The sequence below is a fragment of the Deltaproteobacteria bacterium HGW-Deltaproteobacteria-4 genome, assembly GCA_002841765.1.
Classification (GTDB): Bacteria; Desulfobacterota; Desulfuromonadia; order Desulfuromonadales; family UBA2197; genus UBA2197.
The window spans coordinates 139,641-156,074 of sequence record PHAV01000004.1 but is presented as its reverse complement, the minus strand read 5'-3'; the positions used below and the strand labels follow the sequence as shown (position 1 = coordinate 156,074).

Genomic DNA, 16,434 nt, shown 5'->3' with positions numbered 1-16,434 from the left:
TCTATTATTACCACTTAACAGACAGATAAATGGTAATGGTTGACCAGCAGTTGAAAGTCAGCCGCCAATGGAGCTAAAAGCTGCAGGGGTTGCCGGGTGATCGGATGAAAAAAATCGAGGCTTTGCGCATGGAGCATGTGACGGGGAATCGCCATGTCACCAAACTGTTGCGGGCCACCGTATCGTGTGTCACCAAGGAGAGGGAAGCCGGCTTCAGAGAGATGGACCCGAATCTGATGCATGCGGCCGGTAATCGGTGTGACTTCTACAAGTGTACAGATTTCGGAAGCGGCAATGCGGCGATATTGAGTTACAGCCTCTTTCCCTCCCCTGGGGATGGATCGGACGCAATTGTCGCGATGACTGCGCGCGAGTAAAGATTTTATCTCATGTTCGCCGGGAGGAACAACCCCTGCAACAAGAGCATAGTAGGTTTTATGCAACGCATGGGTCGTGATGGCTGTCGTTAAAGGTTTATGGGCACGGGGGCTGATTGAAAAAAGAATCACACCAGAGGTGTCGCGATCAAGCCGCTGCACCATGCCGATGGAAGGTTGCAGCTGAGGGCGAAAGGGGTCAGCAAGGAATTCGGCCAGCGCCGCGTAAAGTGTCCCCTGATAGCGGGCCGGTGTCGGCTGTGTCTCTATCCCTGCCGGTTTATTCAGGACAATGATATCAGCATCGCGATAAAGGATTGCGTCAGCGCTGATAGTATAAGGAGTAAGGGACAGACCATCGCAATAAACAGCAATCTCATCCCCATCCTTGACAGTTCGCGAACAACTTCGGACCCGTCGGCCCGAGATATGAACGCCGCCGATATCAATAATTTTTCGCGCCTGTGTCCGTGACAGTCCGGCACATTGTCGAGGCAATGCCAGGTCAAGGCGCAACCCGGCATCGTCAGCAGGGACAGTGAAATTCCAGTGGATCCGCTTTGATGATGGGCTAAAGGCGTCAGTGCTGTTCATAAGAGGCCTTACGCAAGAAAGGCTCCGCCATACGCCGGAGCCTTTCCTGATAAATAGAAGCTAAAACAATCAAGCTGTTTTTCCGTTGTTCACCCGTTCGCGCAACTCTTTGCCGGTCTTGAAAAAAGGGGTCTTTTTCTCTGCAATCATGACAACATCGCCACTCTTGGGATTTCGTGCTTCTCGGGCATCGCGGGAGCGGATGGTAAATGAACCGAATCCACGGATTTCAACACGGCCCCCCTGGACAAGTTCCCCACCGATACTGTCAAAAATTGTATTGATAATCAGCTCGGATTCGCGCTTGTTCAACTGCTCGTTATTGATAGAAAGCTGTTCAATAAGTTCGCTCTTGGTCATGACTACGGCTCCTGTAACATGCGTTATAAAAAATTTAATTTCAACTGACTCTGCTGCTGCATAATCTTGAAGAGGTGATCTGCTGTGCCTTGCATGATGTAATCGATCAGTTTCCGGGGAGGTTCCAGCGGATAAATCACTTCAGGTTCAACAATACCGGCGAGGTCGGCGGCAAGATCGATCGCTGACTCTAAGCCGCCAAGTTTATCGACCAGCCCAGCTGCGAGGGCTTGTCGACCGGTCATAATCCGACCGTCTGCGACTTTTTTTACTTCTTCCAGGCTCAAGTTCCGCCCTTGTGCAACGGCATCGACAAACTGCGACTGCACATCATCGATCATCGCTTGCAAAAGTTGCTGATCAGCAGCAGACATGGGTCGATTAGGAGAACCAATATCCTTGAAGCGCCCGCTCTTGACAACGATATTTTGCCAGCCGATTTTTTTCAGGAGTTCCTCGTAGTTGGCAAACTCCATAATGACGCCTATGCTCCCCGTCATTGTTCCGGGATTAGCGACAATCTGCTGAGCGGCGACCGCAATGTAATAACCGCCCGATGCTGCAACCGATCCCATAGAGACGACAACCGGCTTTATCGCAGCAGTTTTTTTGATAGCATCATGAATTTCTTGCGAAGGAGCAACAGAACCACCGGGAGAATCGATGCGCAGCACAATTGCCTTGATTGCCGAGTCATCCTCGAAATCACGCAGATCTTCAATAATTTCCGAAGCAGAAGTAATGACGCCGCTTATTTCTATGACTCCAACTTTGGTGCCTAAAGAAAAACGGGCACTGCGTCCGGATTGGGGACTCAAGAAGAGTGCGAGGATCACAAAAAAAAGAAAAATGGCACCAACGATTAAGAGTGCCATCACCAGCGGATTTTTTTTCATAGTCTTTCAAACTACCGGGCTTCAGTGGAAGCCCGGTAGTTCATTCTCACATTTATTCAGGAGTTTCGCTGTTGGCTTTATCGCGCAGAGCACCTTGAAGAAGATCACCAAAACTCGAAGTCGCATTGCGATCAGAGCCAAGGAACGATGCCACATCGGCTTTTTCCTTGCGATCCGCCAAATGTTTCATCGAGAGAGCGATCTTGCGATCGACAGTGTCGACACTCAAGACGACGGCTTCAAGATCATCGCCGACCTGAGCAACAGACTTGGGAGAATCGATCTTCTCTTTGCTGATTTCAGAGACATGAATCAAACCTTCAATTCCCTCTTCAACTTCAAGAAAGATCCCGAAATCCGTGACCGAAGTGACCTTGCCGCGAATAATGGTGCCCGGTGCGAAACGCTTGGGAATCGAGAGCCAGGGATCCTGCGAGAACTGCTTGATCCCGAGAGAGAAACGTTCGTTTTCACGGTCAATATTGAGAACAACCGCGCGAACGGTATCTCCCTTTTTATAGAGTTCCGACGGATGTTTGACCCGCTTCACCCAGGAAAGATCCGAGATATGGACAAGCCCGTCAATGCCTTCATCGACACCGACAAAGATACCAAAATCGGTAATATTCTTGACTTGACCTTCGATGATTGTCCCGATCGGGAACTTCTCGCCGATTAGATCCCAGGGATTGGCTTCAATCTGCTTGAGACCGAGGGAGATTCTCCGACTGCTGGTATCGACTGCAAGGACGACCGACTCGACTTCATCGCCAACAGTGAGGATTTTATTCGGATGTTTAACGCGCTTGGTCCAGCTCATTTCCGAGACATGAATCAAGCCTTCAACACCTTGCTCGAGTTCGACAAACGCGCCGTAATCAGTCAAGCTGACAACTTTGCCGTTGACCCGCAAACCGACCGGGTACTTTTCGGCAACGACCAGCCAGGGATCAGGAACGACCTGTTTGAGGCCGAGAGAAACGCGCTGTTTTTCACGGTCAAACTTAAGAACTTTGACGTTGATCTTCTCGCCGACAGCGATGACATCGGAAGGATGGTTGACCCGTCCCCAGGACATGTCAGTGACATGAAGAAGGCCATCAATGCCGCCGAGATCGATGAATGCCCCGTAATCGGTCAAATTTTTGACCGTACCTTCGAGTACATCACCTTCATTCAAGGCGCCAAGCGTATCAGCGCGATGGCTGTCACGCTCATCCTCAAGGAGAACCCGCCGCGAAAGGACAATATTGCCGCGCCGCTTGTTCAGCTTGATAATTTTGAATTTGTAGGTCTCGCCGAGCATCTTGTCGAGATTGCGTACCGGACGGATGTCGACCTGTGAACCGGGGAGGAAGGCAGTTACGCCGATATCGACGGCAAGGCCACCCTTGATCCGGGAGATGATGCGACCATCAATGACAGCACCTTCTTCAAGAGCATTCCAGATCCGCTGACGATCGGCCTTCTCTTTGGAAAGGCTGACCAGACCGTTTTCATTTTCGGTGCGCTCAAGGAGCACATCGATAATGTCGCCGACCTTGACTTCATCGACGAACTCGCTGAGAGGAATGACACCTTCTGATTTGTAGCCAACATCGACAACCACCGAATCAGGATTGACCTGAACAACGGTGCCGCGAACGACTTCTCCAACAACCAACTGCTGAAGACTGCTTTCGAAGAGGTCTTCGAAGCTCATTTCTGATTCGTCGTAGCCTGTTTCATCATTGAAATCTTGATTGTTTTGTTCTTTTACCGACATGTGTGAGAGTTACCCCCTGATGAATTTACTGACCTTTCGCACCACGACGACACGAATATCAGTTTGGGAGCAATTAAATAACATAAGCATGCGCAAAAAACAAAGGTTTTATTTTTACCGGAGATCCTGGTGACGCTTCTGGACGACCCTGACCATCAGGGCCAGAACTTCTTCGATACTCAAATTCGTCGAATCGATAACCAGTGCATCATCGGCCTGAAGGAGTGGCGCATGTTCACGCTCGCTGTCGGCAAGATCCCGGGCGATGACATCGGAAATTGTTTGCTGCAGAGAGACCTTGACCCCTTTGGCGATCAACTCATCGAAACGCCGCTGCCCCCGTTTTGCAGCGGTAGCACTAAGGAAAAACTTCACCTGTGCCTGCGGAAAGACGACCGTGCCGATATCCCGCCCTTCCAGAACCACTCCGCCCGACGCGCCGAGACGACGCTGCAAGGCGACGAGTGCCTCTCGTACTTGCGGCGCCGCGGCAATCTGCGAGGTCAACAGGCTGACTTGCGGGGTGCGAATCGCCACTGAAACATCCTCCCCGTCAAGAAAAACAAGGTCACCGGCCGGGGTATGGACAAACTCGATCTTTAACTGCTGCACCAGGATGCCGAGACGCTCTTGATCCGCAGGGTCAATCCGTTGCGTCAGGGCAGCGAGTGCAACGCAGCGATACATGGCTCCGGTGTCGAGGTGGATATAATCAAGTCGTTTCGCGAGAAGTTTGCTTAACGTGCTCTTGCCCGCGCCGGAAGGCCCGTCAATGGCGACAATCAATTCATTCATAATCAGGAGATCCTTTGGTGATCAGCGGCGCACAATTTCAAGCAGATCCCAGAAATTCGGGAAAGAAGTGGCTGTACAGCCGGTATCATGAATCGTTACGGCACTGCCACTCTGCAGAGCGGCAATCGCACAGCTCATGGCGATACGATGATCACCGGAGGAATCGACTGCGGCTCCATGCAGTCCGCCGCCTCCTTCAATGATCATTCCGTCTGTTGTTGCCGCAAGAGTCGCACCCAGCTTGCTCAGTTCTGCCACCATCGCGGCAATGCGATCGGTCTCCTTGACGCGCAATTCCTGAGCATCGCGGATAATCGTTGTCCCTGCGGCGCAGGCAGCAGCGACGCTGATCACCGGAAATTCATCGATCGCCCGGGGGACGACAGCACCGCCGATCTCGATGCCGTGCAGAGAACTGGCGCGCACCAAAAGATCAGCCACCGGTTCACCGGAAACGATGCGTTCGTCCAAGAATTCGATATCCCCCCCCATGGCGCGAAGAATGTCGATGATCCCGCTGCGGGTCGGGTTAACACCAACATTACGAATCAGCAATTCAGAACCGGGGACGATCAGGGCGGCAACGATAAAGAACGCCGCAGAAGAGATATCACCTGGGACGACGACTTCCCGCCCTTCAAGCTGAGGGCGACCGACCAGGGAGACACCGCCGGCGAAAGGACGTATATCTGCGCCGAAATAAGCCAGCATCCGTTCGCTGTGATCACGGGAAAGGTGAGGTTCGCGCACTGTCGTTACCCCATCGCAGGAAAGACCGGCAAGGAGGATGGCTGACTTCACCTGGGCACTGGCGATCGGTGAAGTATAATCGATCGGCAACAATTCGCCACCCTGAAACGCCAGCGGCGCCAGATCTCCCCCGCCCCGCCCCCAGATGCGTGCTCCCATCAAGGTTAACGGCGTGACCACACGCTTCATCGGCCGCTTGCGCAGGTATCGATCGCCGGTGACGACAGAAAAGAATTTTTGTCCAGCCAAAAGGCCTGACATCAAGCGGATCGTCGTCCCGGAATTACCACAATCGAGGACATCAGCCGGTTCCTGCAGACCGCACAGGCCTTTGCCGGCGATCACCAGGACACCATTCTCCTCTTCCTCAATCTTTATCCCCATGGTGCGGAATGCCTTCAGAGTCGAATGATTATCCTCACCATGCAGGAAACCGCGCACGACCGTACTCCCCTGGGCGAGAGAACCGAGCATGATTGAACGATGCGAGATCGACTTGTCACCGGGGACGGTGATCTCGCCGCGCAAGGGAGAAGACTTGGTAACGATACGAGTTTCAGACATATCCACCTCAAGAACTTGATTAACTACAGAATAGCGTCGCGATTGAGTTTAGAACGTAAAAAGTAGGAGTGCAGTGCAGGGGCGTCCGCGATGCGGATCGCCTCTTTAAGCCCGGCCAGATCGGCTTCGAAGCGCTCAATCATCTCCAGTAGCGCTTCACGATTAGTCAGAGCAATATCCCTCCACATTGTCGGATCTGAAGAAGCAATGCGGGTAAAATCCCGAAAACCACCGGCGGAGTAAAGGAGGATATTCTCTTCGTACCGATCATAAGCACCGACGGCATTAACCAGAGCATAAGCGACCATATGGGGCAAATGACTGATAGCGGCGAGGATACGGTCATGCTTCTCCGCATCCATGATGATCACCTCGCTGCCGGCGGCTTGCCATAAAGCGGTAACCAGATCAAGAGCCTGCGGGTCGGTGCGCTCCGTCGGAGTAAGAATGCAGCGTTTACCGCGATAAAGAGTGGCAAAGGCGGCTGTGGCGCCATTGCGCTCCGTGCCGGAGATCGGGTGACCGGGAACATATCGCAGCTTCGCCGGGAGGAGGGGCTCAAGAACAGAGATCACTGCCGCCTTGACACTGCCGCCGTCGGTCAGGATCGCGCCGGTCTTGAGATAGGGAGCGATGGTCGTCAGGGCGGCCGGCATGGCCAGAACCGGGGTGGCAAGAAAGATTAAATCGGCAGCAGAGAGTTCTTCCGGGCTGATACAGATCTGATCGATGACGCCAAGTTGCAAGGCCTGCTCAAGATTGTGTGCATCGAGATCGTAGCCAAGGACACGATCGGCAACACCGGCGGCCTTGAGGGCAAGAGCCAGAGAGCCGCCAATCAGCCCGACGCCGATGATGGCGACAACCGGAATATGCAGAGGTTTATTTTTCATATGCTGCAGACTTTTCCTTCAGGGGCTCAGCGGCAATATTCCTAAAGAGATACCAATTCTCGGCGAGGGGTTCGACAAAGATATAGTTATGAGCCGACATCAGTGGCGGACTCACGCCCGGCGGGAGATGGAGGAGACCGAGAACGCTATCGAGGAAAGCGCTGACCCGCACTTCGCAACCTGGTTGACTGCTCTGATCCTGTCCTTTACCACTGACAGGACTGACAACTGGAGCCATCTGCGCGGCACTCTTGCTGGCGGGATAAAGACGGACACCGACCAAAGCAAACACTTCGGCCGCCGCTTCGGCCTCTTCCATCCTGCCGGTTTCAACCAAATGCGCGAGGGCTTCGTAGGTTATGCGGTTCTGGTTAAAGTGTTCACGGAACTTATCAGACGGCATAAAAAGACGCTGCAATTGCGTCAGGCGCGCCTCTTGTAGCGGGCTCCGCACTGACTGCGTCCTAAGTCGTGGATACTCTACTGCGGCTAAATAAGGGGGGATCTTCAGGGACTTGATCGCTTCAAGCTTGCTGCCGAGGACACCGCGGTGAAAGAAGGCGCTCCACATCTCCGCAAGGCCGTCACGATCGACAGTCGCTTCATAACTCGCCGTTATTTCACTCTCCATCAGCAAACGAAAGGTCACCTTGGCGTTTTCCGGGAGATATACCCCGACCATCGGTCGCCTCGTAAATTCCTCCAGGGCAGCGCCGGTCAAACGGGCAGAACGGTTCTCCATCCCCTCTTGCGAAAAGAACTCCTGAAGAATCTGCAACTCGACTGCTGAGTCCGCCAACGCAGCAGAAGTCATAAGCAAAAAAACTGACAGGAAGAGAAAAAAAGACCTCATTTCTTTTCCTGATCTGCTTTCTGATAAGAGCCGAGCACCTTAAAGAGTTGACAGTACCCCTTCAAATCCTCGATGGCAGCACGGACATTCTCTTCTTCGATATGGCCGTCGATATCAAGGAAAAAGATATACTCCCAGGCCTTGCTCTTCATCGGCCGGCTCTCAATTTTTGAAAGGTTGATGTCACGGCGGTTGAAAGGTTCAAGCATCTTGTAAAGGATGCCGGGTTCATCGCGGACACTGAACATCACCGAGGTCTTGTCGTGTCCGGTGCGCGGCGGTGATTTTTTACCAATGACAAGAAAACGTGTGAAGTTGTTGGGATTATCCTCAATCTTATGCTTGACAACCTGGACTCCGTACAACGTCGCCGCCATTTCACTCGCCACGGCCGCTACCGAACTGTCTTCTGCGGCCATCTGCGCCGCCCGGGCGGTGCTGGCAACGTCGACCAGCGGAATGTCAGGAAGATTCTCTTCGATCCAATGCCGGCACTGCGCCAGCGCCTGGGGATGAGAAACGACCCGGGTAATCTCTTCCAGACGACCGGAGAGGGAAAGGAGGTCATGAGAAATCGCCAGTTTGATTTCGGCATTAATCACCAGATCGGTGACCATGAACATGTCAAGGGTGTGGGCCACCACCCCTTCTGTGGAGTTCTCCACCGGCACCACACCGAAATCAGCGCGGCCGCGACTGACATCCTCAAAGACGGCTGAAACGCTCTTTTCCGGTATGAGTTGTGCCGAATAGCCGAATTGCCGCATGGCAGCAACATGGGTATTGGTCGCCTGCGGCCCAAGAAAGACAACCTTCATCGGGTGTTCGAGGGATAGAGAGGCAGAGATGATCTCCCGCCAGACACGGCGAATTCCTTCCTGGGGGAAAGGTCCGCAATTGGCAGCAGCAAGACGTTCAAAGATGGCTCGTTCGCGCGCCGGTATATAAAAGTCCTGAGCTCCGCCGGTCTTGGCCTTACCCACTTCGATAGCCCACTGCGCCCGCTGATTAAGTAGGTCAAGAATAGCATCATCGACGGCATCGATCTCTTTGCGCAGTTCGCTCAGACTCTTTGTGGTCATTCGTACCTCCGGCAGCTCAAAAACGGAGCATGAAGATAGTTTATCCGTGCATAAAAATCAAGAAAAGTGGAAGAGTTAGAGGTCTATTTCATTGTGAGTCGATAGAAACGGTAAAGATTCTTCCTTCCTCTGCAAAAATGATACGATCGCGCAGAATTTCCTGGACTTTAGCGGTACCGACAAATTCGCCGGTCATCACTGGCAACCCGTCCACCACCGCCATACGGGCCGCACTATCGTCCTGCCAGGCAATGGCGGTAATGACCGGACTCTGCCGTTCTTCGACGCGCGGTGCAGCGGATTGACTCTCCACAGCAGCGGGAATCAACTCGGTTTCAACATTTTTTACCGGTAGAACAGGCGCTGCTGGCGCCGGCTGTAGCGTCTTTGCCGGTAAAAGTATACTGGGACGCTGTTGATCTATGACCTCTTCTATAATCACTTCTTTGCCCCCCCCGGTTGTTGCCGCAACATGAATATCCGCCGGCAACGTTATCGGGGTGACAATTTTGTTGCCAACCGACGCCGAACGCCACGACCAGAAAAAAGCCGCCAGAGCCACGGCAACGACAGCAACTGCGGTTGGCCAGATCCAAAGAGGAGTCGATCGGCGCCGTGCGCCCCGGCGCAAGAGGTTGGCAGCAATCTCTGGCGCCACATGGCTTTTGCGGGCCCGCTCCTCTTCAAGGCGCCGTAAGGCTTTCAGGATTGAGCTCATTCTTCTTCTCCAGCCGTTTGCAGAGGGTAGCCGTATTGAGGGCTCTCCCGGTAAAGGGCAATCAAGGTTTGCAAGCCGGCGATACCATCCACTGTAAGTTGTTGTTCCGCCTGAAAAGCACGGACAGCCGCACTGGTGGTCTCATCATAGCGACCACTGCGTGCTACGCTCTTCCCTGCATCATTTAGCAACGACTGCAAGTTCATGATCTCGCGGCCGGTTGCTAGCGGTCCTTGCCGGATCGATAGATCCAATGGATTCTTCCAGAGGAGATAGGCACGGTTTTTCCAGTACGGAGCAAGTTGGGCCGGCGCAATTGTCAGGATCTTGTCGTTGTCCAGGGCGACCCGCACGCCACCCGCTTCTCGACCGAGAAGGAGCAGGTAACGAACGTCTACCCCATCGATAATTTCCAAAATCAAGGGGAGACGCAGACGTAACAGGCCGTCGAGATCTCCCTGCAGACGCGCGACCTCAAATTTCTGTTCCCGGCTCAAGTTGAGCGATTCTTCCATCGTCGCTGACGCCGCTGGGATCGGCTGGCCCCCCCACAAAGTCACAAGTGAGTTCAAGGCGTTTCGACGATTATCTTCAGCCGTGGTTTGGCGCAGTTCCGCAAGAATTTCTCCGGTAAAGCGATCGAGGACTGGTGGAGTCTGAACAATTGTTTCCGACAGTGAAATCTTCTCCGAAGCGGGCAGAGCCCAAAGCACGACAGCAGCAACGATGGGGATAAGGAGCAGCAACCAGACTACTGGATGAAGCGAAGAAAAAACAGACCGATGGCGCTGCACCTCTCTTCCTGCCCGGCGTATTTCAGGGAGATCAATCTGCTCGATACAGTCAGCATAGCCGATCAACAGGGCCCGATCGCACAGGATATTGATCATGCGCGGGTTACCTTGTGTTTCCTGAAAAATTTTCTTCTGGGCGGCAGAGCTAAAGAGATGGCCACGACTCCAGCCGGCAATACCGAGACGATGCTCAATGTAGGCTGCCGTATCCTCCGCATCCATGGCCTGCAGATGGTAGCGCACGGTAATCCGCTGACTCAGTTGCCGTAATTCTTTTTTTTCAAGCAAATCGCCAAGCTCCGGCTGCCCGACCAGAACAATCTGGATAAGCTTGTCTGTTTCGGTTTCGAGATTCGACAGGAGGCGGACCTGTTCCAGGACATCGACAGCCAGGTTTTGCGCTTCATCAATAACAAGGACAACTGTCCGCCCTGTAGCATTTTCCTGCAGTAAAAAGGTATTGAGGGCGGCATGGAGTTCCGGAGGGGAGGCCTGATGTTCGAGACCGAATTCGCGGTTAACCGTCCGTAAAAGATCCGGCGCTGACAGACAGGGGTTGAAGATATAAGCGATACGCACCTCTTCCCTTTCCAACTCACGAAAGAGGGTGCGCAAAACCGTGGTTTTACCGGTCCCGACCTCCCCGGTAACCTCGATAAAACCAGCGTGATGGCGGATACCGAAGAGGAGATGGGCAAAGACCTCACGATGGTGTTTACTGAGGAAGAGATAGCGGGGATTGGGCGTAATCGAGAAAGGTTTATCTGTTAACCCGTAAAAATCAAGATACATGAAGAGGTTCCTTAGACATGGAACAATGACCAGCCGGAAGGTAATTTTGGCGATTTTTATCCGCTATTGCAAGCTCCAATAAAAATATGTGTATAATAAGGCTGTTGCAGCCGGGAAGTTTAAATCTTGGTAAGGAGAGATATCAATGCAGAATTGGCAGACTTTTACCAAAGAATCGCGAATCGCTTATTTTACCATGGAGATCGGCATTACCAACGACATACCGACCTATAGCGGCGGGCTCGGTGTCCTGGCCGGAGATACCATCAAGAGCGCCGCGGATCTCAACCTGCCACTGATCGGCGTAACTCTGGTCAGCCGCAAAGGCTATTTCAACCAGAAGATTGCTGCGGATGGGACGCAAAGTGCTTACCCCTTACCGTGGTCTCCTGAAAAACGGCTTGAGCTTTTACCGGTCAAAACACTGGTGACCATTGAAAACCGCGATGTCAAAGTGCAGGCTTGGCTTTATCGAGTCAAGAGCCCCAATGGCGGCATTGTTCCGGTCATCTTTCTCGATACTAAAATTCCCGGCAATGCCGAAGAAGATCAAGGGATTACCGATCACCTCTACGGTGGTGATCTTGCGTATCGTCTCAAACAGGAGATCGTCCTCGGCATCGGCGGTTATCGCATTTTAGCGGCCCTCGGCTTTCTGGTGCGCAAATATCACATGAACGAAGGGCACGCTGCCCTGCTAACCCTCGAGCTTCTGAACGAAAGCTATCGTCATAACAAACTCAATGATGAAACACCCTGGAATCAGTATAAAGTGGCAGAACAATGTATCTTTACCACCCATACTCCCGTCGCCTCCGGACACGACCATTTTCCTTATCCTCTCGTCGAGCAGGTGCTCGGTCCCCTTGTCCCTCTCGATGTCCTCAAACAGTTCGGCGGTACGGAGGAACTCAATCTAACGGTCCTGGCCCTCAAACTCAGCGGCTTTGTCAATGGTGTGGCCAAAAAGCACCGCGAAGTCTCGACCTCTCTCTTCCCCGGCTTTAAAATTCATGCGATCACCAATGGCATTCACCCCTTTACCTGGGCTTCGCCCTTCTTTGTCAATCTCTACAACGACTATCTCCCCGGCTGGGCGAATGAGCCGGAAGTTTTAGTCCGCATTGATGCCGTCCCCGATGAAGAGCTGTGGGACGCGCATTTCGGCGCCAAAGCCTTCCTTTTTCAATATGTTGCTGAGGAGACCGGAGTCACTTTCGATCCCGAGATCTTAACTATTGGTTTTGCCCGCCGCGCCACCGCTTACAAACGGGGTGATTTGATCTTCAGCGATATCAACCGCCTGCTTAAAATCGGCGCCGGTCGTTTGCAACTCATCTTCAGCGGCAAAGCCCACCCCCATGATGCAGCCGGCAAAGAGATGATCCGCAGGATCATCGACGGGACACACGCGCTGGGAGGGATGGTGAAGGCCGTCTATCTGGAAAATTACAACATGGAGATTGCCAGCAAGATGATCCCCGGCGTCGATCTCTGGCTCAACACGCCGATGCGTCCCCTGGAAGCGTCCGGTACCAGCGGCATGAAGGCCGCCCTCAACGGTGTACCGAACTTCAGTATCCTTGATGGCTGGTGGATTGAAGGACATATTGAAGGGGTGACAGGATGGTCGATCGGAGCAACTTCGAGCAGCACTGCCCCGGATCGCAACCACGATGCTGAAGACGCCCTCGATCTTTACCATAAGCTGGAAAAATTGATTATTCCCTTATATTATAATGATCGTCCAGGCTGGATCCGGTTGATGAAGAATGCCATCGGCAAGAATGCCTACTATTTTAACACCCACTCTATGATGCGGCGCTATGTGACAGAGGCATATATTCATTAAAACGGAGTTGAAAAAAAATTACTGAAGCCCTCATCTCACCTCAGATGGTGTCACCGCTCGTCTGATGGCGCAGAATCATCCGGCGCAGAGTATGAAAAGTCTGGTAGCGGGGGTCAGACAATTCTTCGCTTAAAGGGGCGGCAACCAGATCGATAAAAAGACGCTCGCGGAAAAAATCCCCGACCGAACGTCCGGTCATCGCCACAAGGATCTTCTCAAAATTACTCCCGGCGCCAACTTGAATCGGCCGGGTCTGAATCTCTTCCCCGTGCCGGTCCAGGAGGCGCAGGATGGCTTCATCAGCATCACCGCTCACACCGGCATTGTCGAGATCACAATAAAGGAGACTTGCGCCTTGATCCTGCCAATCAGCCAGGGTGTCATCGCCGAAGATTTGGTCAAGACAACGACGATGCAGAGCGCCGCGACGGCGACTACGCTGATCATGCCAGTAGTGCACGGCCTCTGACTGGATTGAACTGCCGCAGAGCGGACACTTTCTCTGCAAACGCCGCAGACGCCCAGGCGACAGGGGTTGTAAGGCCTTGAGGACCGGTTGCGCCGGCCGCTGCCGCTCTTCGGCCAGGACGAAATCGGCAAGCTGACGGAATTGTTGATGGACGATGGTGCCGCGGGCATGGGTCAGAATCGGATAGATGCGGCTCGACAGTCCGGTGGTCAAGCTTTCGACCTTGGGGCTCTTGGCAATACAAAGGTCAAGGACCTGAAAGCCCCTTTCCCGTCCGGAGAAGGTAAGGAATTCCTGCATGCCGATGTTGTTGCGTAACTTTAGACGGGCATCGATGAGACTCGGCAGCAACCAGGCGTGTTCCGGGTTGCCGTCGGCCGCGACAAAGACATCGAGGATCGCCGGGGCATTCACCAGCGAGGGGCGGTCTTTGACCGGGATGATAAGGAGATCAGCGGCTGCTAACGCATTGCGGGTAAAGTAATCGATGACCGGCCGGGTATCGATGATAAGAATACCGCCGAGGGTCGATTGCGCCAGGAGGGTCCGTAAACGGAGGGGATCATCATCCGGAGGAGAGAGATGACGTTCGGAAGCAAGATACTGTACGCCGTATTCCCCGAGATGGGCGAGTCCCACCGGGTCTTCGTTGCGCAACAGACCGGCCACTGAGGCACCGCGCCGGGGACCGATGGCAAACATATTGTCAACACTGAAATGATTGTCAAAGGAGACGATCGTTACCGGCAGGTCTTCGTTCAGCGCCTTGAGATAGACCGCGAGATTGGTTGCCAGGGTGGTCTTGCCAACCCCCCCTTTTTCGCTCGCTATCGTAACAACAAACGGTCTGCACTGCTCCATACTGCCTCCCCAATTTTACTATGCATCCACCTGTAAACTTTCCCAACGGTCGAAAAGGTTGTTAACCTCCGCCTTGAGCACCTCATGCCGGGCCGAGATTTCTTTCCAGCGGGCAGGATCATGGTAAAGATCCGGATCGGCCATCAGCGCTTCGAGAGCCGCCACCTCTTCTTCCCCATCCGCAATCTTTGTCTCCAGCTCCGCCACTTCCTTCAGCCGCTTCTGTTCGCTGCGCTGCGTCTCCTTGCGGATGGCGTGTGCCTTTAAGCGGGCATCGCGATCATCGCCAGTGACTTGCGCCGGGCAGGACGATCCCAGCTGTTCGACGCGCAGTTCGGAATGCTCCGTCTCCCCCTGCAATCCCTTGGCGCGGAGAAAATCTTCGTAATTGCCGAGCCAGGACGTTGTCCGGCCGTCATTGACCTCAATCACCCGTGTCGCCAAAGAATCGACGAAGTAGCGATCATGGGAGACGAAGACCAAGGTTCCACCATAATGGCGGAGGGCATCAAGGAGCACTTCTTTGGAAGCAAGATCGAGATGGTTGGTCGGTTCGTCAAGGAGGAGGAGATTCGCCGGCCGCAGCAGGAGGATAGCGAGGGCGAGACGGTTACGCTCGCCGCCGGAAAGGACTACCACCTGCTTGTGGACATCATCACCGGAGAAGAGAAAAGTGCCGAGGATATCACGGATCCGTGGCACCATATCGAAGGGGGCGGCAGCAAGGATCTCTTCCATCACTGTCCGTTCCGGGGTGAGGACCTTGGCCTGATCCTGGGCAAAGTAGGCGAGCGAGAGATTGTGTCCTTCGATCCGCTCGCCACAACGGGGTGCTTCATCACCGGCCAGAAGACGCATCAGCGTCGATTTCCCTGCTCCGTTCGCCCCGACCAGCGCAATCCGTTCCCCTTTCTCGACAATCAGTTCGACATCGGCAAAGATGGTCCGCTCGCCATAAGCTTGGGAAACATCATGCAGTTCGATGGCCACCCGTCCCCCCTTGGGGGGCTCGGGAAAACGGAAGGCAATGCGTTTGCGCTGCGGCGGCACGACAATCCGTTCGATCTTCTCCAGTTGTTTGATGCGGCTCTGCACCATCGAGGCTTTATTCGCCTGATAGCGGAACCGGCTGATAAAGGCCTCAGTCTTCTCGATCTCTTCGTCCTGGCGACGTTTCTCTTCGAGAAGGGCGGTGATGCGGCGCTCGCGTTCGTCAACATAACGGCTGTAATTGCCGGGATATTCCGTTAATTTGCCGTTCCAGACTTCAACGATTTTGGAAACAACCTGATCCAGGAAGAAGCGATCGTGGGAGACGAGGACGACACTGAAGGGATAGTTCTTCAGGTACTCTTCCAGCCAGTCCCGCGCCGGGAGGTCGAGATGATTGGTCGGTTCGTCAAGGAGGAGGAGATTCGGCCGCTGCAACAGGAGCTTGGCGAGGGCAATCCGCATCTGCCAGCCGCCTGAAAACTGCTCACAGGGTTTTGCCCAGTCGCTCTCGGCAAAGCCGAGACCGCGCAGAACCTTGGCAATCTCGGTCTCCATTGCATAGCCGCCGCGATGACGAAACTCCTCTTGCAAGTGGGCGTAGCGATCAAGATCTGCTTCCTGGTGCGAAACGCTAATGCGCTCCTCCAGGGTCTTAATCTCAACTTCCATCGCCAGTAAATCAGCAAGGGCCGACTGAACTTCACTGAAAAGGCCCTGACCATGATGTTCGAGACCGTCCTGGGGGAGATAACCGAAGGTCAGCCCCTTAGCGACCTGAACATCACCGCTGTCGACCGAAACAAGGCCGGCGAGGATCTTCAGCAGGGTCGTTTTCCCGGCACCATTTTCACCACACAGGCCGATACGGTCACCGGGGCGGATATGCCAGTCAATGGCATTAAAGATCTGTCGACCGGCGTAATTTTTTGTCATTTTTCGTAATTGCAGCATAGAGGCGGGTTATAGCACAAAGGGAAGACAGGGTGAAGAAGAATGGTCGGTCAGAGGCTAAACCTGGCGAGAAAG

General features: G+C 53.7%; 13 protein-coding genes and 1 pseudogene. 1 reads left to right on the top strand and 13 read right to left on the bottom strand.

The genetic code is table 11. The features are described 5' to 3' along the window. Positions 1-14: 14 nt before the first annotated feature. From CVU69_04040 to CVU69_03990, 11 genes and pseudogenes are all read right to left on the bottom strand, one after another. Positions 15-971, bottom strand: coding sequence for an RluA family pseudouridine synthase (locus CVU69_04040; protein PKN13178.1), 957 nt, complete (start codon positions 969-971; stop codon positions 15-17). Between the two features lie 69 nt (positions 972-1,040). Continuing rightward, positions 1,041-1,331, bottom strand: coding sequence for an integration host factor subunit beta (locus tag CVU69_04035; protein ID PKN13177.1), 291 nt, complete (start codon positions 1,329-1,331; stop codon positions 1,041-1,043). 23 nt (positions 1,332-1,354) lie between these two features. Continuing rightward, positions 1,355-2,227 (bottom strand): signal peptide peptidase SppA, encoded by an 873-nt coding sequence (gene sppA, locus CVU69_04030; protein PKN13176.1) that lies wholly within the window; start codon positions 2,225-2,227, stop codon positions 1,355-1,357. Positions 2,228-2,279: 52 nt separating this feature from the next. Next, the gene (locus CVU69_04025) at positions 2,280-3,992 is read right to left on the bottom strand and encodes a 30S ribosomal protein S1 (GenBank protein ID PKN13175.1); all 1,713 of its coding nucleotides are present in this window, start codon (positions 3,990-3,992) and stop codon (positions 2,280-2,282) included. A gap of 114 nt (positions 3,993-4,106) precedes the next feature. Next, positions 4,107-4,787, bottom strand: coding sequence for a cytidylate kinase (locus CVU69_04020; GenBank protein ID PKN13174.1), 681 nt, complete (start codon positions 4,785-4,787; stop codon positions 4,107-4,109). 21 nt (positions 4,788-4,808) lie between these two features. Next, a complete protein-coding gene (aroA, locus tag CVU69_04015; protein PKN13173.1) occupies positions 4,809-6,101 on the bottom strand; it encodes a 3-phosphoshikimate 1-carboxyvinyltransferase in 1,293 nt (430 codons plus the stop codon). Positions 6,102-6,124: 23 nt separating this feature from the next. Next, on the bottom strand, positions 6,125-6,994 hold the full coding sequence (locus tag CVU69_04010) for a prephenate dehydrogenase/arogenate dehydrogenase family protein (protein PKN13172.1): 870 nt from the start codon (positions 6,992-6,994) through the stop codon (positions 6,125-6,127). Further along, positions 6,984-7,847, bottom strand: coding sequence for a hypothetical protein (locus tag CVU69_04005; GenBank protein ID PKN13171.1), 864 nt, complete (start codon positions 7,845-7,847; stop codon positions 6,984-6,986). Before CVU69_04005 ends, CVU69_04010 begins: the two co-directional genes overlap by 11 nt. Further along, a complete protein-coding gene (locus CVU69_04000) occupies positions 7,844-8,929 on the bottom strand; it encodes a prephenate dehydratase (protein ID PKN13170.1) in 1,086 nt (361 codons plus the stop codon). The genes CVU69_04005 and CVU69_04000 overlap by 4 nt, the downstream gene beginning before the upstream one ends. Before the next feature lie 88 nt (positions 8,930-9,017). Beyond that, positions 9,018-9,647 (bottom strand): hypothetical protein, encoded by a 630-nt coding sequence (locus CVU69_03995; GenBank protein ID PKN13169.1) that lies wholly within the window; start codon positions 9,645-9,647, stop codon positions 9,018-9,020. An 848-nt stretch (positions 9,648-10,495) separates the two neighbouring features. Continuing rightward, positions 10,496-11,233, bottom strand: a pseudogene (locus CVU69_03990) (ATPase). 145 nt (positions 11,234-11,378) lie between these two features. On the opposite strand from CVU69_03990, the gene CVU69_03985 reads away from it, so the two are divergent. Then, positions 11,379-13,085 (top strand): alpha-glucan family phosphorylase, encoded by a 1,707-nt coding sequence (locus CVU69_03985; GenBank protein ID PKN13168.1) that lies wholly within the window; start codon positions 11,379-11,381, stop codon positions 13,083-13,085. Between the two features lie 40 nt (positions 13,086-13,125). Here the strand turns inward: CVU69_03985 and CVU69_03980 are convergent, their stop codons facing one another. Next, positions 13,126-14,415: a hypothetical protein gene (locus CVU69_03980; GenBank protein ID PKN13167.1), complete on the bottom strand. Its 1,290-nt coding sequence runs from the start codon at positions 14,413-14,415 to the stop codon at positions 13,126-13,128. Between the two features lie 18 nt (positions 14,416-14,433). Next, positions 14,434-16,359, bottom strand: a complete 1,926-nt coding sequence (locus CVU69_03975) for an ABC transporter ATP-binding protein (GenBank protein PKN13166.1) — start codon at positions 16,357-16,359, stop codon at positions 14,434-14,436. Positions 16,360-16,434: the final 75 nt, after the last annotated feature.